The sequence below is a fragment of the Mycobacterium sp. genome (assembly GCF_002863225.1).
Classification (GTDB): domain Bacteria; phylum Actinomycetota; class Actinomycetes; order Mycobacteriales; family Mycobacteriaceae; genus Mycobacterium.
Window position 1 is genome coordinate 17,650 of record NZ_PKEK01000068.1, and the last position, 20,970, is coordinate 38,619.

Annotated in this window: 16 protein-coding genes and 1 pseudogene; 11 read left to right on the forward strand and 6 right to left on the reverse strand. The window is 64.4% G+C overall.

Annotated features, from left to right (window positions below; translation table 11 throughout):
- The first annotated feature begins 15 nt into the window (after positions 1–15).
- From CYU59_RS21785 to CYU59_RS21800, 4 genes are all read left to right on the forward strand, one after another.
- The gene (locus tag CYU59_RS21785; protein WP_293002603.1) at positions 16–648 is read left to right on the forward strand and encodes a TnsA-like heteromeric transposase endonuclease subunit; all 633 of its coding nucleotides are present in this window, start codon (positions 16–18) and stop codon (positions 646–648) included.
- A 211-nt stretch (positions 649–859) separates the two neighbouring features.
- Positions 860–2,998, forward strand: a complete 2,139-nt coding sequence (locus CYU59_RS21790; protein WP_293002605.1) for a transposase — start codon at positions 860–862, stop codon at positions 2,996–2,998.
- Positions 2,995–4,080 carry a TniB family NTP-binding protein gene (locus tag CYU59_RS21795; protein ID WP_293002607.1) on the forward strand — a complete coding sequence of 362 codons (1,086 nt, stop codon included), beginning with the start codon at positions 2,995–2,997 and terminating at the stop codon, positions 4,078–4,080. Before CYU59_RS21790 ends, CYU59_RS21795 begins: the two co-directional genes overlap by 4 nt.
- A 6-nt stretch (positions 4,081–4,086) precedes the next feature.
- On the forward strand, positions 4,087–6,705 hold the full coding sequence (locus tag CYU59_RS21800; protein WP_293002609.1) for a TniQ family protein: 2,619 nt from the start codon (positions 4,087–4,089) through the stop codon (positions 6,703–6,705).
- Between the two features lie 152 nt (positions 6,706–6,857).
- On the opposite strand, the gene CYU59_RS21805 is transcribed toward CYU59_RS21800, so the two are convergent.
- The 3 genes from CYU59_RS21805 to CYU59_RS21815 all read right to left on the reverse strand — a co-directional run bounded on the left by CYU59_RS21805 (position 6,858) and on the right by CYU59_RS21815 (position 8,301).
- Positions 6,858–7,169 (reverse strand): hypothetical protein, encoded by a 312-nt coding sequence (locus tag CYU59_RS21805; RefSeq protein ID WP_293002611.1) that lies wholly within the window; start codon positions 7,167–7,169, stop codon positions 6,858–6,860.
- Between the two features lie 41 nt (positions 7,170–7,210).
- Positions 7,211–7,564, reverse strand: coding sequence for a hypothetical protein (locus CYU59_RS21810; RefSeq protein ID WP_293002613.1), 354 nt, complete (start codon positions 7,562–7,564; stop codon positions 7,211–7,213).
- Between the two features lie 470 nt (positions 7,565–8,034).
- A complete protein-coding gene (locus CYU59_RS21815; RefSeq protein WP_293002637.1) occupies positions 8,035–8,301 on the reverse strand; it encodes a helix-turn-helix transcriptional regulator in 267 nt (88 codons plus the stop codon).
- 621 nt (positions 8,302–8,922) lie between these two features.
- Here CYU59_RS21815 and CYU59_RS21820 point away from each other — a divergent pair.
- The 3 genes from CYU59_RS21820 (at position 8,923) to CYU59_RS21830 (ending at position 14,764) form a co-directional block, all read left to right on the forward strand.
- Positions 8,923–10,311, forward strand: coding sequence for an ATP-binding protein (locus CYU59_RS21820; RefSeq protein WP_293002615.1), 1,389 nt, complete (start codon positions 8,923–8,925; stop codon positions 10,309–10,311).
- On the forward strand, positions 10,308–10,523 hold the full coding sequence (locus CYU59_RS21825; protein ID WP_293002617.1) for a hypothetical protein: 216 nt from the start codon (positions 10,308–10,310) through the stop codon (positions 10,521–10,523). Before CYU59_RS21820 ends, CYU59_RS21825 begins: the two co-directional genes overlap by 4 nt.
- A 908-nt stretch (positions 10,524–11,431) precedes the next feature.
- Positions 11,432–14,764 carry a PGRS repeat-containing protein gene (locus tag CYU59_RS21830; RefSeq protein ID WP_293002619.1) on the forward strand — a complete coding sequence of 1,111 codons (3,333 nt, stop codon included), beginning with the start codon at positions 11,432–11,434 and terminating at the stop codon, positions 14,762–14,764.
- A gap of 755 nt (positions 14,765–15,519) precedes the next feature.
- Here CYU59_RS21830 and CYU59_RS21835 read toward each other — a convergent pair.
- Positions 15,520–16,107 carry a DNA-binding protein gene (locus CYU59_RS21835; RefSeq protein ID WP_293002621.1) on the reverse strand — a complete coding sequence of 196 codons (588 nt, stop codon included), beginning with the start codon at positions 16,105–16,107 and terminating at the stop codon, positions 15,520–15,522.
- Between the two features lie 84 nt (positions 16,108–16,191).
- Positions 16,192–16,644: a hypothetical protein gene (locus CYU59_RS21840; RefSeq protein WP_293002623.1), complete on the reverse strand. Its 453-nt coding sequence runs from the start codon at positions 16,642–16,644 to the stop codon at positions 16,192–16,194.
- 107 nt (positions 16,645–16,751) lie between these two features.
- On the opposite strand from CYU59_RS21840, the gene CYU59_RS21845 reads away from it, so the two are divergent.
- Both CYU59_RS21845 and CYU59_RS21850 read left to right on the forward strand, forming a co-directional pair.
- Positions 16,752–16,973: a hypothetical protein gene (locus CYU59_RS21845; protein ID WP_293002625.1), complete on the forward strand. Its 222-nt coding sequence runs from the start codon at positions 16,752–16,754 to the stop codon at positions 16,971–16,973.
- A gap of 262 nt (positions 16,974–17,235) precedes the next feature.
- Positions 17,236–18,918, forward strand: coding sequence for a hypothetical protein (locus CYU59_RS21850; RefSeq protein WP_293002627.1), 1,683 nt, complete (start codon positions 17,236–17,238; stop codon positions 18,916–18,918).
- 199 nt (positions 18,919–19,117) lie between these two features.
- On the opposite strand, the gene CYU59_RS21855 is transcribed toward CYU59_RS21850, so the two are convergent.
- Positions 19,118–19,318, reverse strand: a complete 201-nt coding sequence (locus CYU59_RS21855) for a hypothetical protein (protein WP_293002628.1) — start codon at positions 19,316–19,318, stop codon at positions 19,118–19,120.
- A 376-nt stretch (positions 19,319–19,694) separates the two neighbouring features.
- Here CYU59_RS21855 and CYU59_RS21860 point away from each other — a divergent pair, with 376 nt between their 5' ends.
- Entirely contained in the window at positions 19,695–20,030 is a 336-nt protein-coding gene (locus CYU59_RS21860; RefSeq protein WP_293002631.1) for a hypothetical protein, read from the forward strand.
- A 16-nt stretch (positions 20,031–20,046) separates the two neighbouring features.
- A pseudogene (locus CYU59_RS21865) lies at positions 20,047–20,970 on the forward strand (hypothetical protein); the annotation flags it as partial.

Below are 20,970 nucleotides of genomic sequence, written 5' to 3' on the forward strand. Positions count from 1 at the left end.
CTCACGCCAGCATTGATGGCTGACACCCAACCCTTTAGGAAGTTCCGGTCGTATAAAGGCCAGCAGCACTATTCAGGAACCTACTGGTCTTCGACCGAGTCTGGCCATGTCATCTACGAGTCTCGGCTTGAGTTGAGCAGACTGCTGGTCGCAGACTTCGACCCGACGGTGGACCGTATCTACTCCCAGCCGTTGATGATTCGAGCCAGGATAGACGAACGTGCGCGCCGGCATATCCCGGACTACTTGCTAGTTCGCGGCACGGATCTCACGTTCGTTGCCGTCAAACCTCGGGACCGTCTTGATGTCCCGAAAGTCGCAGAGACTCTTGCCTGGGTAGGTGAGGTGGTCGAGTCATGCGGGTGGGGTTTCGAGGTGGCCAGCGAGCAAGCGCAGCCGTATTTCGACAACGTGCGCTTCCTTGCGGGCTACCGGCGCAAGCAGACGATTTCAGGTGAAGCGCTCGCTCAGCTGCGCGCAATAGCTCTGCCCGGGCTGACATTCGGCGAAGCGGTCCGCGGCGCTTCGGCACCCGAGCCGTTGGTCCGCGCCGCTTTGTTGCACTTGCTGTGGACGCACGAGATAACGACGAATCTGTCTTTCGTTCTTAGTGATAAATCACTGCTGGCTTCTGGAGGCCGGCAATGAGCTGCGCTAGAGCGTATCTGGCTATTGGCACGCGCGTTGTGATCGACGGTGAGATCTTCGAGATGACACAGTTCCTGCTGAGGCCCACAGGCGCCGAGTTGATTCTGACCGAAGCGACGTCGGCGCACCGAAGGACGTTGGCGGCGCTACTGACCAGCGACAGAGCAACGTTACTCGCCGATAAGGCATCTGCTACGGACGAAGACTTAAAATGAGTTGGGCTGGAATACGTTTGGGCATCGGTACTCGTGTCAGATTCGATGGCGAGATCTTCCAGATCACCGAGTGGCTGCCGGGAACCACGGGCACCGAGGTCGTTCTGGCCGGAGCAACCTCGGTGTGCCGGATGTCGTTGGTGGCGCTTCTGACCGGCGACCGCGTCAAGCTGCTGCCCGACCAACCGGGCCCGCGCCCCGATGACTCGACCGCGCCGGTAGCGATCACGCTCCTGGGGCTCAGCAAAGGCGAGATGGCACAGGTGCGCCGCCGTGCGGAGCATGTTCGTGAGCTTCTCACCGGATACCGTTCGGGCAGTGAGGAAATCGCACTCATAGACGAGCCTCGCCCGGAGTTCAATCCTTCCGTACCGCTGATGACCAAGTACGCGACAATGGCTACCGAACTGGGAGTAGATGCCCGCACGGTGCGGCGGTGGGTCAGGTCGTACATCGAAAGCGGCGAGGCCGGCCTAGCCTCGGACTGGACACGGGTGCCCCGCCACATCGACCCACGATGGTCAGAAGCTGCCGAACAAATCATGTTCGAACACAGCGAGGAATCGAAACCCTCAAAAGCTGCGGTCATTTTCCACACGATGAAGCGTCTCGACCGGCTCTTCGGGAAAGGAGAAGTTCAAGAGCCCTCCCGTGCAACGGCTTACCGCGAGCTAGAGCGCCTCGAAAAGAAGCATCCGTTATTTGGTGGCACGACCAAACGCAACCGTGAGATCGCAGAGCGACCCAGGCGGCGGTACGGCAAGCTGCGCCCCAGCAGACCAGGGGAGTGCGTCATCCTCGACACGACGCCACTTGACGTATTTGCTCTCGACCCCAAGACACTCAAGTGGGTGCGCGTCGAGCTCACCGTGGCAATGGACTGGTACACCCGCTGCATCGTCGGGCTGCGGCTAACACCGGTATCGACAAAAGCCGTTGACGCGGCCGCCGTGATGTATCAGATCATGCGCCCAAATGCAGCATGCGACAGCTGGCCCGACTACGCCGTCTGGCCCGAGCACGGCATGCCACGCTGCGTCCTCGTCGATCCAAACCAGTTCACCCGCAACGGAGAAGCCACAGCAACACCGGCCATGAATCCCGAAGCGATCGTGATCGATCACGGCAAAATCTATGTCTCAGAACACGTCTGCAGTGTGTGCCAACGACTCGGCATCTCCATACAACCCGCCCGCGTCCGGGTAGGTCGTGACAAGGGACCACTCGAGCGGTTCTTCCGCACGGTCCGCGAGGGACTGCTGCAGTACTTGCCCGGCTACAAAGGGCCAGACATCAACGCTCGCGGTCTCGACGTCGAAGGCCAGGCGTTCTTTTACATCGACCAACTGGAAGCGATCCTGCGCGAGTGGGTTGCGACCGTGTACCACCACAGGAAGCACAGATCGCTGTTCGACCCGCTCCACCGCGACGGGACAGTCACCATCAGCCCCGCTCAGATGTACGCCCATGGGATCACTCGCGCCGGCTACATCGAGGTGCCCGCGGACCCGCAGTTGGCATACGAGTTCCTTAAAGTCGAAGCCCGAACCATTCAACACCACGGTGTGCAGCGGGACTCGCTCATCTACAAAGCCAAGCCCGACGACGACATCTTGATCCAACTGTGCAACATGGAAGGCCCTTATCGGGACCCGCTCAAACACCTTTGGCCCATCCACGTCGACACCGACGACGTCACCCACATCTACATCCGCCACCCCGGCACCCGCCGCTGGCACGAGCTGGACTGGGAGTACGCCACCGAGTACCCGATGGCGTTCAGCGACGAAGGGCTGCGCTACTTCCGCAAGATCATCTTGGACAAGCACGGATTCGTCGATGACAGATTAGCCCTCGACGCGATGTTCACTCGCTGGAACCTGGGCATCGGCCTGAGCCCGAAAGAGCGGCGGATGGCACTGCGCATGTCACGTGAAGACGCCGCCTTGAGCCATCAAGCCGACACCGACGAGGCCGACGTCGTGCTCGGCCTCCCATCGGTAAAGGTTGCAGTCACAACGGATTCCGCACTTGACGTGAGCCCTGTCGCGGAACCCGTCACCGAACTCGGCGACGACGACAGCGACGACGACCTCGAAGATGACTACCAAGTCGACAACCTGGAGTGGACATGACCGATCTCGAGAACTACTGCGTCGGAACCAAAGAAGGTTGGGCCACATTCGTCAACGCCGAACCTGTCATTCAGCCCAAACGGTTGACGGTGCGACGACTGGCCGGCCTGTCATCGAAAGAACGCGCCGTCTACGACTTTCAGCGAGAACAGTGGCACGCCAACATGGGCACCCTGCGCACACCGAGAGTGCAGAAAGTCCTCGACGAACTGTGGATCATCCTGCGTAGCAACGTCCAACATGGCCACCGCGCGAAGGGCGGGATCGCACTCGAAGGCGACTCGTTCCTCGGAAAGACCACCCTGGTGGAACTGTTCTGCAAAGAATTCCACCTTCACCAACTCGCGCTCCACGGCGAGCTGACCGAGGAGGGCGACGAACGGTGGCCAATCGCCTACGTCACGTTGACAGGCCACCCGTCCATGCGTGACGTCAACGCAGCGCTGCTGCACTATTTTGCCCACCCGGGCAGCCGAGGAGCTTCCGGGGAGTTAGCACGGCGCGCCCTGGACACGTTCCTTAAATGCCATGTCCGGCTGCTGGTTATCGATGACTTGCACTTTCTGCGGTGGGGCTACCGCGATGGATCCATCGTCAATAACCACCTGAAATATTTGGTGAACGAATTTCCCATCACGATGCTGATGGTCGGCACCAACCTCACCGAGTTGGGTCTCTTTCGCAGCGGACGCAGCATGGGAAAGGCGGTATTGGGGCCGACCGCCCGTCGGACCACAAGCTTCCGCTTGGAGCCCTATCTCGATGACGACAGGGAGTGGCGCTCGGTCGTGCGTGCGATCGAGCGCAATCTCGTCCTGGCACGTCACAAGGACGGGACGTTGACCCATCAGCTCAGCGGCTACCTCCTCGATCGCAGCACCGGTTATCTGGGGTCGTTGACCGACTTGATCAATCGTGCGACCGTGCGCGCCAACATCACCGGGACCGAGGCGCTCACAGAAGAGGTTCTCGAGGCGACCGCTATCGACATCGCGGCAGAAAATGAGCGCGACGGTGCCGCGGCCCGCCGGCGCCACCGCGAACAAACCAAGAAGCGGCGAACCCGCCGACTTGCGGGGTGAGCGCCGATGCCGAAGATTCGCACGCTGCCGATTCGCCTGGCTCCGACCGAGGGGGAGGCCCTCGACTCTTGGCTCGAAGCGCTCGCGCACCGCTGCGACGTCCGGTGGCGCGACATCTTGACCGCGGTCGGCCTTCCCGCTGGGCGGTTTGGCGTCTTCGCGCCCATCGTCGCCCTCGATCCGAGCCACGCCGCAACAGCCGCTGCCGCGACCGGCGTCTCGGCCGCGACCCTGGTCACGATGACCCTCAGCCGGTACGAGCATGTCTGGCTGCGAACCGCCGCCGCTCCGGGAACCGTGAGCCGGGGATTACCGTGGGGCAGACTGCACGGATCTCGTTACTGCCCAACGTGTCTGGCCGAATCCAGAGGTAGATGGCAACTCGCCTGGCGCCTGGGCTGGTCATTCGCCTGCACCAAACACCATCGACTGCTCGCCGACATTTGTCCGACATGCGCCGGCGCTCAGCGCGTTCGCTCCTTTCCCGCTAACTATGCGCCGACACCCGGGTCATGCGCCGCGGTGACCATCGATGCAGACAAAGGGTGGCTGATCCGATGCGGCACCGATCTCACTACCACAACCACACCGCGGCTCGGGCGCACACACCCAATCATTAAGGCGCAGAGAATCGTCTACGAAATCATCGACAGCGGAACAGCTACCTTCAGGGCGTACCGCGACCACGCCCAACCCACCATGTACGCCCTTGCCGATGTCCGTCAACGCGCCGCGCACCTGCTTGCCACGGCAACGCGAGCCGACCTCGCCTCCGCGGCCGGACTGACACAGCTGGGTGTCACCTACGACGCCCGCCGCGCACGCGTCACCGCCTTGCCCGGGAATGCGGGTGCGACCGAATCTTGGTCGGCGGCTCCGCACGCTGCGATCGCCGCTATAGCGATCAGCGCGGCGGTCAAGGCCCTGCAGAAACGGCCGATAAACCCAGCGACACAACTGCCTAGCCGGCGTCGCACCGCACCGCCCGCGGCGGAAATGGCTGCCTTAGGGCCGGTGGTCAACCCCAGCGATGAGCTCCGCCACCGAACTGAGCCCAGCGCATCAGCCTGCGGTGCAACCGAATCCAACCGGATCAACCATCTGCCACGGGCAATACCGACGATGCTGTGGCCGGCCTGGTCTTTACGCTTTGCGCTGCCGCACCTCGCTCAGCGGCAGCTCCGCCCTGCCCTGTCCGTGCTGCTGCTCCTCGTCGACACACGGCTGCGGCTGGCCGAGGCGACCGAGCTTCTCAGCAGCCCGATCGACAAGCGCGCCGCGTCGCGCATTCTGCAGTTACTGTCCAATCGCACTGACTGGCCGGACATCCGCACAGCGCTGGGGCGACTCGCCGACTATCTGCTCGAGTGCGAGACGCCGATCGACTACCAGCGCCGACGCCAACTCGACTACCAAACGTTACTGCCGGACTCTGTCTGGGCGGCGATCTGCCGCAACACCGGCACACCGGCACCCGGGCCCACCCGCGCCCGATTGGTGCGATGCTATCTCTACGAACAGCTGAGCGGGCGGCCCGCCGATGCGGTTGAGTCCTGGCACGTCACCAGCGAACTACGAACCAAGATCGCCGACTATCCCCTGGAAATCGACACAGATCTTGCCGGTCAAATCGAAGATCACTGTCGAGACTTCCTCGCCAGTAACGGTATTGATGACGAGCCTCCGTGCTGGTCGCCTCCCACGTGCCTGTTCGACGATCTGCAGATGCCTGCTCCGAGCCCCGAACGTGTGGACATCCCACGAATGCGTCACCTGCTCGCCACAAGCGACCGCCCCCTCGGCCACACTGCTCGGCAGCTACACACAAACCTGGACGTTGTGCGATACCTGGGGGAGCGCCATCCCGCACCCCCACCCGACCGGGATAACCGAGCCGGCCGAATCCGCCTGCGGGCGAGAGCGCTTCTGCCGCGCGAGGAGTTCGTCCGACTGTATTGCGACGAGCACAACACGTTGAAAGACATCGCACTTCAGGTCGGTGTCAGCCGCGGAACCGTCACCCGCCTGGCACGCGAGTACGGCATCGAGATGCGCCCTCCCCACCCCGAGGCGCAGCACAGCGTCGACGCGGACTGGCTATACCAGCAGTACGTGACCGAACGTCGAACGTTGCCCGACATCGCCGCCGAGTGCGGCATGAGCACCTCCAACCTCGCACGGTGGGCGCGAATTCACCACATACCGATGCGGTCCCGCGGTGAGCCAAGCCACCGGGCCAACATCGACGCAAAGGTCCTCGCCGCGTTCTCACCCACGCTGCTCCGCCCTGCGCTCGCCAAGATCGGTGGCTGGGAGCGACTGCAGCGCTTCGCGGCCGCGACCGCTTACCCGACACTGACGATCGCCGCTGAACAGCTGGGGGCACGCGCGCTAGTAGCGCAGAAGCAAAGGCTCGAAACAGATCTTGGAGTCGAGCTCTTACATCGCGCGCAGCGGGGACAGCCCATGCAGCTCACCAAAGACGGTCAGCGGGTACTTGATGCGGTACGCGCTATGCAGGCCAAAACGGCCCGGACTAGCGGTCGCGATCCCGATCCACCCGCCCCGTCGCCGGCTAAGGAATCACGCCCCCCGCAGGCGCATCATCGCAGGTCGAGCCACTGAACAGTGGTTGTAGCGCGTGACGGATCAACGCCTGCACACTTTTGTGCCCGCGTTCTTGCGCGATTCCCCGCAATACGGCCCCCTCGGAGGGAAGCAGGCGCAGTACCACGCTGTCGGTGCGCTGGCGCATTTCAGAACCACTGCGTTTGCGGCTACTCATCCGGAAGCATTTCGCTGATTGAGATGATGCGCGAGGACAGCCGCCAGTGCTCGACTCCGTCGTGTTGGTCGGGATCATAGAGCCACACCAGCGACGTCGATCCGAACTGCGGCCACCGGTCAACCCAGCTGATCGCCATCGGCACTCTGTCGAACCTGAAAGATCCGGACAGGCTCAAGCGACCCGGTATCCGCGTATACGTCATCGCATCGAGGTCCCAGTGGTGTTGGCTGCCCAGCGTCACGACCAACCAACGGCCCGCCAGCTGAGGCGACAACGTGTCGACCCGGCGCCGGCCGCTCACCGATCCTGTGCGAGATCGACGCGGAGGTGATGCGCCCGGTGTCATAGCGGCGGCCATAAGCGGGCGTGGAGAAATGAGACCGGTGCGCTTACCGGCAGGAACGATTGCGGCGACTTGCCCACCAGCCGCGAAATTTCGTAGATCAACACGATATCCGGCACGGCCTCCCGGTTGAAGTAGCGGTACGTCTGCGTTTGAGACGGCGCGAGATCAGGCACCTGCTCCAAAAGAAGCTCGTGCATTGCGACAGGTGTAAGCCTGCGCAATTTGCCGCCAACACCATCTGTCCGCACCCGCCATCGAGTCAACTCATCTAACTGTCGCGCACAATGCAGAATTGCCGGATGGCGCTCCCAGATCCTGGGGCTTTCGCCGCTCGGATCATCGGTTCGCATGGTCGCTCCAATCCCTATCTAGCAACACAGCAACTCTGTCCTACTAGGAATCGCAAACAAAGGCAACCACGAATCACCATAAGCAAGCCACATTCAGGTCGTCGAACGTGTCGCCAGCAAATCTCGATCTCATCGTGACATACCACGCTGCCGACTCAAGGCGTGGAGCATTTACCATGTCAGGGAACTTTTCAATCAGGGAGCTGCCCGCCCAGCCTCAGGGGCAGCGAATGCGTTTAAAGGAATATCAACGCGTCTTAATACGCAAATGACCCGCATTTATATTGCGCATAACGGGCGGCTACGAGCAGCACAAATTTCGCCCACAGCAAATCTGTTATGGAAAGTCCCGACGAATCTCATCGCTGATCACGGGAATCTGCAAAGAATCAGTCAAGTATCATTATACTTAATACGTTTTGCATGAGTTCAAGTCGGAGGTTCCACCCCTTAGGGAGGGTGGCGTAGTGTCAGACTTCTTGTTCGTCAATTGGGCGTAGTAATTCGTCAGGGGTGACCTGTAGGACCTCCGCCAAATCAAAGAGCCGCTCGTAGAGGATGCCGCGGTGACCGCGCTCGACGTCAATTAGCACATTGCGAGTGACCCCGGAGCTAAGCGCCAGCGCCTCTTGAGTGAGGCCTCGCTTGATGCGCAACGCTCTGATCTTCGCGCCGACTGCCGCCCGGTGCCCCTTCCACTTAGCCCACCGTTGCGGATCAACTGCGTCTTTACTGATTGGCACGGCAACCAGTACTCACGCCACCAGCAAAATAGTCTGCCCTGCTTGTAGGGCATTAGTAGTGTGAATTTTTGATGCGGCTGTGGATTGCGGCGCACTTCGCAAAGCTGCTATGCGGACGTCGTCATCGGCTGGCCAGGGGTCGGCGCGCAAGCGCGCGATGTCACAGTACCGTTACACGCCAATGGTTTTGGGCTTCCTGCATTCTGTCGGCGCCCGTGGATGGGACTGGAGTTCCGGAGCCGTCACCGCAAACCAAACCGGGTCCGGCCGCGAATTTTGAGGAAACGGAGGCTGGAGGGAAGACTGTGGGTCTCAGGGTTCGGGAGCCGAATTGCCGGGCAACCGAACGGAGCCGCGACGGTCAACGGCCGGGTAATCGTCGCGCGACTGGCTACCTTCGAGCGAGGCGGGCGATAGGGCCTTGGGAGGGCAAAGCGCGCAAGTTCCGAGTATCTCGGAGGGGCCACTCCCAAGGCCAGGCCAGTGTACTACTTGTAGGGCATGGCGCTTCGTCGAGAATTTTGGACTCGGCGGCCTGAATCCCGTTTGACGCGCACGATCAATAGTGCAATTCTGGTCGGCTTCCCCTTTTCCCGACGACACCACCTGAATGCGATGACTCTGACTGACGATGACATGTCTGATGCGCCCGCTTGTGTGCCCAGCGGGCCGGGCCCTCGCCGGCGGCCGATCACCGATGTGAAGGCGTGGCTGGATGACCTCGATATCGACGTGGCGCCGACATTGCGGGCGCTGGGCGAATTGCTGCTCGGTGTGAGCCAGCGTGAACGCGCTGAGACCGATGCCCAATTCACCGCGCGCACCCTGGAAGTCGGCGACTTCGGGCAGCTGGTGGCCGAGGAACGCCCGTTAAACCCGGTATCGCGGCTGACGGCTGGGTTAGCGCTCGCGGAGTGGATCAACGAGCACGCGGCCCGCTGCGAGATCGGGCCAGGTGAACACACTCAGCCACCGAAATGGACCCAAACCCTGATCGGCGCCGACACCTATCGTCACCCGCTGTGCGTGCGGGTGTTCTTCCCCGCGAACACCCTGCTCAGCGACACCGGCTGCGTCGTCGCGATCGAGGCCCGCCAGGACATAATGCGCGTCGCGGAAGTCTCGGCGTATGTGACCCCAGCGCAGCAGACGCAGGCGCGCGTGGTGTTGGACCGGCTCGTTGAACGCGCCAACGCGTTGAACCCGTACCGCGGTCACGCGGTCCGAGCCGTCGACAGCCAGGGCCTGAGCCTGTCGATCATCGACCTGCCCGCGACCGCGACGCGGCGGACCATCATTGCGCCCCAGAAGGTCTGGGCCGAAGTCGATCTCGGCCTCACCGCGGTGCGGGACCATCACGCTTTGCTGAACGCCCACGGCCTGGGTGCCCGGCGCGGAATTCTGTTGTGCGGGCCACCGGGCACAGGGAAGTCGGCGATCTGCGCCGTGCTGGCTAACGAAGTCGTCGGGGAATTCACCGTCATCTACGTCGAAGCACAAGCCGGCGCTCGCTTGCTGACCGCGGTGGTTGAGGAAGCCCAGCGCATCGGCGGCCCGGTGCTCCTAGTCCTTGAAGATGTCGACCTGTGGATCAGCGACCGCAGAACCGGAGGCGGCGGGCTCTCAGAGTTGTTGCAGGCCATGGACATCCGACCCGATGCCCGTATCCTGACGGTAGCGTCCACCAACGACGCCACCACCTTAGACAAGGCCGCCATCCGCACCGGACGATTCGACTCCGTGATCGAAGTCGGCTACCCCACCCGAAGTGACGCCGCCCGGATCCTGACCGCCCTGACCGACGGCATTCCCGGCGCTGACACTGTCGACGCCGCAGCCGTGGCCACAGCATTACCCGAGCACACCAGCGGCAGCGACATCCGCGAAATAGTCCGCCGAGCAGTACTGGCCGCCGACCACGCACACCTCACCACCGCCGCGCTACTCACCGAAATCGGCGCCGGCCGCTACCGCGCCCAACCCCCAGCCGGGCAATACCTGTGACCAACCCAGAGGGCGTCAACCCCGTCCACACCAACCCCTATTCGTTGAAGGCGTCCTTTGCGGAACGACTGCGCCGCCCCCCGCGGCATGACGCCGACCCGACGACGCTGCTCTGTGCCCTCAATGAGTACGTCTCGTGCGCGGTGCCGGCCCTGTCCATCGACACCTATGCCGCGATGGTCTATCGAGCGAACCGCGCCGCGGGCCCGTAGCCGGTGCTCCCTCGGGTGGTGGCCGGTCGCAATGGCGTGGCCGGCCCCGTTATCGATGGACGGCCAATACGTGGGCTCGACTGCGTGCTGCGTAAAAAATTCCCACTCCCCAACTACGGGATCTGTTGGTCAGCTCAGGTCGAAACCGCCCGGCTCCCGGAAGCCTCTTGTGTCGCATAGGTCCGACGTACCCGCGATTGTGTCGGTGCCCCGTCCTAGTGTCGATGGCATTGCATATTTGTTAGCAGCGGATCTAGTGGCCGTGATGTTGTCATCGCTGTTCTTTGCCGCTATCGGCGCCGTGGTGTGCTGGGTCGTTCGGCCAAAGCCCGAGCGGGACGCCGCCGCGGCCCAGTCCTGGTCCCATTTTCATCGGTACGCCGCCGCAAGCGGATGAACGCTGCTCTACGTGCACAGGTGCTATAAGCGCGGACATCGCGGCAGTAAGGCGCACATCTCGATCTACGCTGATGCCGCTCGGGCCAGCCGCGACTCGTGGTTCTAGTGGCACTACGTGCAACCGGGCTCAGTGGTGGCGGTCAGCGGCCTGACCCAAGGCTGGGGACCACTGAATCGCCTTGGCGAGGTGGTGTGGAGCGTTGTGAGCGAGACCTTTGGTTCTGGCGAGGTCGTCATGATCGACGGAAACTTGACGCCCGTTCATCCGTTCGAACGATTTTTCGGCGCGACTCCGGCAGTACCGTGCCGCTGCGCCGGCGTCTGCGCAGTTGAGAGCGCTTTCCGGAAGGCAAATCGCGCTACCCCCTAAAAATAGTTGGCCACAAAATGCGAGGGATTTCCCTGTATCCTCGCACGCTGCTCTCGGGTTATCTTCCGGTCACAGACCTGAGAATTTCAGAAGAAATCCTTAAGAGGCGCTGGCAGAACTCATATGAGGGGATGGCACGATGGCGGGTCAACACAACCGGAAACAGAGCCGGCGGGCGCGGCGTAGCGGGGCGGCCCGGCGCGGCACCATCGCCGGTTTTGGCGCGGGAGCGGCTTTGTTCGCTTTCGGGCTGAGCCCCGTCGCAGCGCCAGCCGCGCACGCGGATTTTGGGCTCGATGACCTGTTCGGGTTTCTGGATCCCGGGGCGTGGGTGGGCACCGCAAATCCGGACTGGCTCGACCTCGGAAGCCTAGAAGCGCTGCTCGGCAACGTCGGCGGTCTTGGCGCTCCGGATGCGCTATTTGACCCCGGCCACGTTGCCGACGCGGCGGCGACCTCCGTGGCAACAGACCCGTTTCAGGCGTTCGGCCAAGAACTCAACACGTGGCTTGAATCCAATTGGATCAACACACCGTTGGGTGAGCAAATCGACAACCAGCTCAATGTCTGGGCCGAGCATGCCTTGCCCGCCGCAGACCCAACGGCCGGTGCCTGCGGCCTGATCTGCAATGGCGCCGACGGCACAGCGCTGGACCCCGACGGCCAAGGCGGCGGGCTGTGGTTCGGCAACGGCGGGGACGGTTACAGCTTCACCGACGGTGACGGTTTCCATGTCGGCGGCGACGGTGGTGACGCCTTCCTGTTCGGCGACGGCGGCGCCGGGGGCGACGGGGCGGACGGGGCCGCGGGTGGTGACGGCGGCATCGGTGGCTTCTTGTACGGCAACGGCGGGGACGGCGGCGATGGCGGCACCGGCATCGCCGGTCTGGGTAACAGCAGCCTCGACGGGGGCGCTGGCGGGGACGGCGGCGCGGCCGGGCTGTACGCGTTGTTCGGACATGGAGGGGCCGGCGGTGACGGCGGCACTGGGGGTACCGGTACGGCGGGCAGCACCGGGACCTCCGCGACCGTGCTAGGGATTGGCGGCGACGGCGGTTCGGGCACCAATGGCGGTGACGCCGGCAGCGGCGGCGCCGGCGGTTTGTTCGGCGTCGGCGGCCACGGCGGCACGGGTGGAATCGGCGGCAACGGTGGGGCGGGCGGTGCCGGCTTCAACGGCGCAACCGGGACCTTCCCCTCCAGCGGCAGCAACGGCGTCCTTCCCGGCAGCGGCGGCGGTTCAGGCGCCACTAACTTAGGCGCCGGCGCTAGCGGCGGTGCGGCCGGTGACGGCGGCGACGCGGGTGACGGCGGCCAGGGCGGCGCCGGCGGGGCGGCGGGCGCGGGTGGTGTGGCCGGCACCGACGGCAATGGCGGGGCCGGCGGCGTGGGCGGAGCGGGCGGCCACGGCGGTGACGGTGGCGCCGGCGCTGCGGGCAGCAGCGCACACCCCGATGGCGGCACCGGTGGAACCGCGGGACATGCCGGTGACGGCGGCCACGGCGGTGACGGCGGCGTCAGCGGCGGGGCGACCGGTCACGCCGGTAACGGAGGCGACGGGGGCGACGCCGGGGACCCGGGCATCTACGGTCGCGGTGGTGACGGCGCTGTGGCCGCCGACGGCCACGGCGGAAACGGCGGCAACGGCGGCAGTGACATCGCCTTCACGCCGGGCACACCGGGCACCGGCGGGGCGGCCGGCGGCAGCGACGCCATCGCCGGTCACGACGGCGGTATCGGCGCGTCGGTGCACGGCGGCGACGGCGGCGACGGCGCCGATGCCACCGGGCTCGGCGTCCGCGGAGGCTACGGAAACGGCGGTGAGGGCGGCGCGGGTGGCTCGATCTTCAACGGATCCGTCGTCACCGACCCGAACGCTCCTTTCCCCGTCCCGCAATTCGACCCCAACACCGCCGGTAACGCCGTGGACGTCTACGGCGGCAACGGCGGCGCCGGCGGCGACGCCGGCCTCGACGGAGAAGGAGGGACCGGTGGCGCCGGCGGCGCTGGCGGCATCATCAGCTACACCTCGACCGGCACCGCGCATGGCGGCGACGGCGGGGCCGGCGGTGTCGGAGGCACCAGCATGAACCCGCTGCAGACTTCGCCCGATCACGGCGGCGACGGCGGCGCGGGAGGTGCCGCACTGAACTTCGGGACCGGTCAGGTCGACCCCGGCCACGGCGGGGCGGGCGGCGAAGACGCCCACGGAGTCGGCGGGGACGGCGGCGCCGGCGGCAGCGGTTCCATCCTGAACCCCCACTCCGATGTCACCGCAGTCGGCGGCGCTGGCGGCGTCGGCGGTAACGCCTACCAGGCCGGAGACGGCGGGGCGGGCGGCTCGGCGCAAACCGTCGGAACCGGCCTGGTCACACCGGCCAACGGGGCCGCAGGCGGTGACGGCGTCTATTCGGGCGGACAGGGCGGCGCGGGCGGTGACGCGATCATCGGCGCACCCAACCCGTTCGTCTCCGGGGGAGATCCGCCGGCAAACTCCGCGGTCAACGCCGTAGGCGGTGCGGGCGGCCCCGGCGGTGATGCGACCACCGTCGGCGGCGGAGCCGGCGGCGACGGCGGCAATGCCCAGACTTTCGGATCCGGGGACGCCATCGGCGGCCAGCCCGGCACGCCAGGGACCGGGCCGCTCTTCGGTGGCTCCGGCGGCGACGGCGGCTCGGCCACCAACAACGGCACCGGCAACGCGATCGCCGCCAACGGAGGCGACGGCGGCGACGGCATCCGCGGCGGCGGCAACGGCGGCGTCGGCGGGTCCGCGGCGATCGGTTCTCTCACCGACAATCCCGGCTTCCATTCGACCGGAACCGCGACCGCCGGCGACGGGGGTGCCGGAGGCACCGGCGGCGAGAACGGTGGCAACGGAGGCAATGGCGGTCAGGTGCTGAGCGCGTCCAGCGGGGCCGCCACCCCGGGGCAGGGCGGCGCCGGTGGCAACGCCACCAACACTGGCAACAGTGTTGGTGTTGGTGGGCACGGCGGCAGTGGCGGCGACATCTCCACCGGCCCGGCCTCGACACAGGACGCGGTCGGCGGTGCCGGCGGCAATGGTGGCACCGGGTCCGTCGGTGCCTCCGGCGGCAACGGCGGGTCGGCCGAAACCCTCGGGTCGGGCGGTGCGCTCGGCGGACACGCCGGCGACGGCGGTGCCGGCACCGTGGTCGGTGGAGCCGGTGGCACCGGTGGCGACGCGCTCAACGAAAACACCGGTCTTGCTGCCGGAGGCTCCGGTGGCCACGGCGCCGACGGTGGCGTGTACGGAGGAAACGGTGGTGACGGCGGCGGCGCGGTGTCCGGCGGCTACGCCTCGGGCGGTGCTGGAGGCGACGGCGGCAGCGGCAGCACCACTGGTGGAAACGGTGGTAACGGCGGGTTCGCGAACGGCGTCGCCGGGAGCCAAGGCGGTCTCGGCGGTTCCGGCGGGTCGCCCAACGGGCTCGACGGCATCAGCCGTTAGCCCCTACCTGGCATGACCCCGAGCGCCGGCACCCCAGAACATCCAGGTGCCGGCGCTTTCGGGCGGCCCTGTGACCAGCCCACTCACCTGAGCCAAAGAAACGACGCTCAACGACCACTCCCACGACTCTCGAAGGCGCTCGCACGGTGAGGTCGGGCAAAACGGTCATTTTTTTGCGAACGCAGGGTGGGGCGTCGACTGAGCTCACGCAGCACTAATCGCGCGCATTCTCGGCAGAGCATGTCAGCTTATCCTGACGAGCTATACCATGTCGTGGTTACCTTGCGCGACGATGTGCTTTACATCGGCGGCGAATACAACCGCTTCGATGGTGTCCAGGCCACGATCAATGCACGGGAACTCACACGAGCCAACGGTATTGGAGCCGCCCTCAGCAGCATCTCGGCGGCGCGGCACTCGCCTAAGCCCCGCAGGGCATCTTCGAAGGCCAAACTTCAGCGGGCGCCGCGGCCAGCTCTCGCGGTCGGGCAGCGATCACGCTGCCTCTGCCGCGCAGGCCAGCCAGCAAACAGCGCTCGGAGGCCAACGCCACGAACACTCCGTCACCGCCTCGCGCAGCGATAACCCCACCCGTGGTTGATATTGCTATCGACGTGGCGGTAACGGTTCCTCCAAGGGAGCGATGCTCTTGGCTGACGTAATAAACAGTTATCGGCGATGACGGGATCGCCGAACGGTCGGCGAGGTGCCGGCGCGTCCCAGGACAGAGGCGACTCCGCCTATCGGAATCGCTATCAGCTTGCCCAGCAGTTCATCTCGATTAGTTGCAGCACTGACTCGACCGCGCCGCCGCCGGTCAACCACTCCCGTACCGTGCACGTTCGCCGGTAAAGAATCAGGTCGTGTTGCGGGCTCGACAGGAATCCAGCGATCGCCGCCGGATGCAGGTCCTCAGGCAACGCGGGCAGCACTCGGTCGAGGTTGCGGACCAACTCCAACGCGGGGCGCCCCCCGCTGCTCGCGCGGGTGAACTGTGCCGCGGGATAGACGCACGAACCATCGACGTCGACAGCCCACAGGGTCCGCGCCCGGCGGCGCTGTTCAACGGCTGAATTGCTGACGCCTAGTCCTGCCGCCACGTCGGCAGCCGAGTACGCGGATTTGATCAGCTGAGCGATGAGGACAACGACATCGAGCGCGCCCTCGGCGACCCTCTCGGGAACTGCCGGAAAGTCTGCGTGGTCGAGTAATTGAGCCTCGCCGGGGGAGAGGGAACCCGACGAGTAGTCGCGGGCGGGCAGCGTCTTCAACGCGGGGACAAGGTCCGCCAGACTGAGGTCGAAGCGGTCTCGCAGAAGTGCATCCAGTTCATCAGCAGTCATCAGCCGTCCATGTCTGCCGTCGATCGGGGAATGCTACGGCTTTGCCACGGGCGATGTAGCTGGAGAAGGATTGCCGCGCTCGAACTAATCGGGTTGGACCCAGACTGTGAAAACCTCGCCGTCAACCCGCTTGAGCTTAATCGGCACCTTGATCGGCCGCCTGGTACGCCCGGGGTGGGGTTCCGGCGGGCGGCGCGCCAAGGAGGCCACTTTCGCCTTGGCGTTACTCACCAGGTACGTGGGACGAGCACCGTGAATAGTGCTGCGCAACTTGCCCCAAGGATCGATCGCGACCCAGAACGCCGCCTGTTCATCTGAGCGCTGCACCCATTGACTGCCGGGGTCGCCGTCGAGATAGAACGCAGGCGGGCCCTGAACGGACCGGCGCCCGACAGTGACCGCCTGGAGATAGGTGAAGAAGTCGCTCTCCTGCATGGTGTCGATTTCGCCGACAAGCTCCCAGTGGCTACCCGGCGTGTGGCCGTCATAGTCGATGTCTCGTGATGTTGCAGATACCCATACCTGAGGTGTGGTCATGAAGACAATCCTGCCCGTTGGCGACCGTTGCCGGAACCGAGAAATAGACGCGCTCAGACGTGACGTCGAACCAATGTTTTGTCAGACCGTGGCTTTAACGTGGTGCTATGGCGACGGCATGTGCAGTGCAGCGGTGTACACGCGAGGGAATTTGGCCGGTAAGGCTCAAGGAAGCCGGCGAGGAGACTTCCGCCGGCCGCCGGTCGGGCACTTTCATCGCTGTCCCAGCGTGCGCGGAGCACCGAGAACTGTTGATGGGCAAGTCTGCTGAGTGGATTCTGGAGGTCGGCAAGGACCGCTACATCCGAAGTGGCATCAGCAAACGCTGATGCTTGAGGAGGATCTAGGCCCGCTGGACGAGTTCATTGTGACCAGGGAGCCGACGGTCAAGGAGCGACCGACCTTTACTCCAGGGTGTTCAGCGACGTGGCGGACGATGGCCTCCACGTCAGACTCGACCTGCGGCGGCGTGGTAGCAAGGAGGCCGACGCGATGACCATCGTCATTCCGCCGTCAATGATCGATGGGTTCCTTGAGCTGCTCCGCGGTTCGCAGTCGTGACAGAAAGGCCACTACATCTGAAAGGGGGAGATGTTTGTCTGGCACGGCACTGAAGCCAATCATCGAGCCTGGAACTATCGAACCACGTGGACACTTTCGAAGCCCCCCGACTCGCAAACATGGGACGTCTCCGGGGAGGTGAATCTGCGAAAACTGCGGCAACCAAGCGGATCAGTCTTCGGAACCGCGCCCGTCAATTGGACGGTCGACGCTGCCGGTGGCCGTAGTGCGGGCTTCGATCAGCACTTCGACTATCCCCATGTGTATGGCGAGATGAACGGCGGCCTCGACGTCGTCCTTGTCGATGCACATTTGACCGTCCATGGCGAGAGACCGCGGCAGGGGTTCATGAATTTTGCGGACGCGAACGCCCATCTCGACTCCTGGGCAGCGCTTGTCGGTCACGGAGCGCCCCGGAGCGGCCCCGTTCTGGTCGATTCAGGATTCATTCAGGTGCCCCATCTGGAAGCGCTATCAGGCATCAGCCCCATCGTGTCGAACCACTACCCTGTCGACGACATTTACGAACACAAGGATCCGCTTTTCGGGGCCACCTTCAATGGAGCAAGTCGCCTGAAGTGGCAAGACGATGAGGCGGAAGTCACTCTCTTCTACCAGCTTTCGGCGAGCATGGGAGGGTGGTACGGGTTTGGCCTCGCTTTCAGCCCGCTCGTACAAGTTGAGCTGTCGCACCCAATTCCACTGTCCGAGTTCCTAACTCAATGGGCCTGGCCTCTTCGCGGCCTGATGGCGGCATCGACAGGAAGGCGAGAGGACATAAGTTATATGACCTGCTCGCCGGTGATCGAGGGCAATGCGCGAATCGCAGAAATGCGCCAGTTCCAAGTGTTCAACGCTTCGATAGCACAAGAGCCTTACACTTCGTCGAACTCGTTGCAGGGCAAGGAGATTTCAGCGATTCGCCTCAATGAGGGCGGGTTACTCCTGGGGTTGCTCAGGCGCTGGCAAAGACTGAAGGCCGCCGAGAACCCCATCCTCAACACCTATGACATCACCGCCGTCGGACCCACCCAGCATCCGCGAGCGCGCTTCCTCTTGCTGCTGCAGGCGCTCGAAGGGCTCTGCGGTTACGAGAAACGCTTCGAGGAGCGGCAGCTTCGCTTCACCTCGGCTCGGGAGTCCGCTGTTAACGAGTGCCAGGAAAAGCTCGACAACCGCTTCTTCAAGTTCATCAAGAAGAACTTCCCCAGACGACCGCCGTTAGGACTCGACACGGTGCTTCGTGAGATGCTCCAGGGGTTGCCGGTCGACCTGGAGCCTGAGTTAACCGAGAGCGCGCTCGTGAAGTCGGTCCGAGCCGAAGACGTCAAGATAACCGGGACGTTGGACGCAGTGCGGGTTGCACGAAACGACCTGTCCCACGGCAACAGGGCCTTCGGCCGTCGCGAGTTGGCGGAGGCCGCGGACATCCTGGAGAGACTGGTGCGAGGTCCTCCTCCGGCTCCTCGGAGCCACCAACGACGCTATTACTCGCGTGCTCTCGCCGGCGTTCGAATAGCCCAGCTCCACTCCGCGGATCGCGACTGTTGGGATGCCGAGAGGCCCAAGCGGCCGTCGCGGTCTCGTCGCAGCTACCACGTCCTGACACAGAAGGCATCGAGCCCGATCCCTAAAGAGGCATCCATCAGACACCGCCCCCGCAAGCGATTACGGGCGGGATTCCGAACTGCTATCGAAGATGGGCTGACGTAATCGTCGCTTATCGGCGCGCGGTGACTAGGCACCCGTGCAACCGAGACCGCAATGGTGACTCTCCGACTGCACCTGCCGTGGTTGGGCCGCAGCGAGTAATGCCGTCTGACGCAATCGCCGGGCCGGAACGGGATGAGATGAGGCTCTGTATGGCTCCTCCGATAGGGATGCCGACGGCTGTGATCAGCGGTGTCGTCGCTTAACCGTCGCCGCGACGTCCGTCGATGATGTCGCCAGATTCCCGCACCTTGGACAGCACGTCTGCCGTGATCGTGTCGGCTCGCTCGTCGGTCAGGCGCTTACCGTCGACCATGACCACTTCCTCGGCCAGGTCGACGTCCTCGACGATCGTGTTGTCGCCGAACGTGATCGACGCCGGGCCGATTTCACGCTTGCTCATTGGGTCAACAGTCTACGAATGACGGCGAGCGGTGCCACCGTCTTCTCTTCGCTCTCGGAGCGAAGTCCCGAGTAGAGCTACATCGTGGTCACCATCAGACGCTGGCTGTCCCGCAAGCTGTATCTCTGGCGCGCCGGATGGGCGACGAGTGGCACGACTTCGAGCTCACCGGCCCAGGTGGGAGCCGAGTCACCTTCTCCTGCTACGGCGACTTCACGGGGTCGTGGTGCGGCGACAGGGCTTTCCGGTGCCCGTGCGAGTCGAGCGAGGCGCTGGCGCCACGTCATCGCCGCCACTGATGTCGCGGTGGTAGTGACTTGCGCTCGACGCCGAGGCTGTTATCCCATAGTCAGAAGTCTCTGCGAGGCGGTGAGCTATGGCGGCCAGCGAACAGTTCCGTGTCAACCCCGAGGCTCCGGCGTCGTCAGCGGCGCACGCGATTGGTCAGGGCGAAGATCTGGGTAACACCCAGCTGTCTTCCGACACTCAGATGGTTGCTGCGCAGTCCGGGTGGGTCGGCGCCTCGGCGCTGGCGATAAACGCGAAGACAGCGACGTGGCTGAAAGATTCGCACAGGCTGGTGGCCAGAGTCGGTGACCACGCCTCAGACCTCGGCAGTGATGGCCGCAGCTTCGCCGAAATGGAACGCGACCACGTCAAAAAATTGCAGACGCTCCATCCAGGACCACAAGGCCCCGCAGGCTCGGTGTGACCCGATGGTGCTGACGGTGGCAGACGTCCAGCGGTGGAACGCTGGGGCGGTGCGCGATGTGTTCCATATCGCCACTGCCCGCGGCAACGCCACCCTTGAGGCCTCCCGTCAGCTCAGCACCCTCGCCGTCTTCGACACCTGGGCCGGCCAGACCGCCGAGGCCAGAAAGCGCACCAACGCGGCGATTCGACAAGACCTCGACGCTCACGGCAATGAGTCGCTGGCAGTTGCGATGGCGGCGAAGAAGACTGCCGACGACATCGAAAGCGTGCAATCCGAGCTGCGTACCCTGCAGCACGATGCCACCGCGCTGCACATGCGAATTGACCCAGTCAGCAACAAAATCGTTCCGGCAGAGACGATGCCCCCGATGGAGGCGGAAATCGCCGAGATGCAGTTACAGCCCCGGCTGGACAAGATCCTCGCCGAAGCCAACGCGGTCGACGCGGAGCTGGCCGCAGCCATCAACATGGCGGACGGAGACGCCCCACTTCCCGCAGGCCCCAAAGTGCAATTCGACCCCAGGAACCCATTCGTCGACGACCCGCGATTCGGGCACTGGGAGAACATCACCCCACCGCCGGACACCGGGGCAACTCCGCCGCCGCCGTGGACAGGACACAAATCCCTCGAGGGGCTTCCCGGCAAAGGCCCAGCTGGGCCGTCCGGCTTTTACGTTCCGGGCGGAAAGACGTGGGCCGACGACAACGCCGCGCCGATGGGCTACCTCACCGAGCAGTACCGCTTCCGCATCTCAGGGGAGGACTACACCGGTTACACCCGCATGTTGAACGGTCAGCAGCAGCAGTGGGTGCAGTACACCTACGACGCTCAGCGCTACACCCAGATCAATATGGGCGGTGCGCAGGCGTGGGCGCCAAAGGCGCCGAACGAGATCACCGGCGAGTTGGGCGGTGTGGCAACGGGCGGGCTCAGTGGG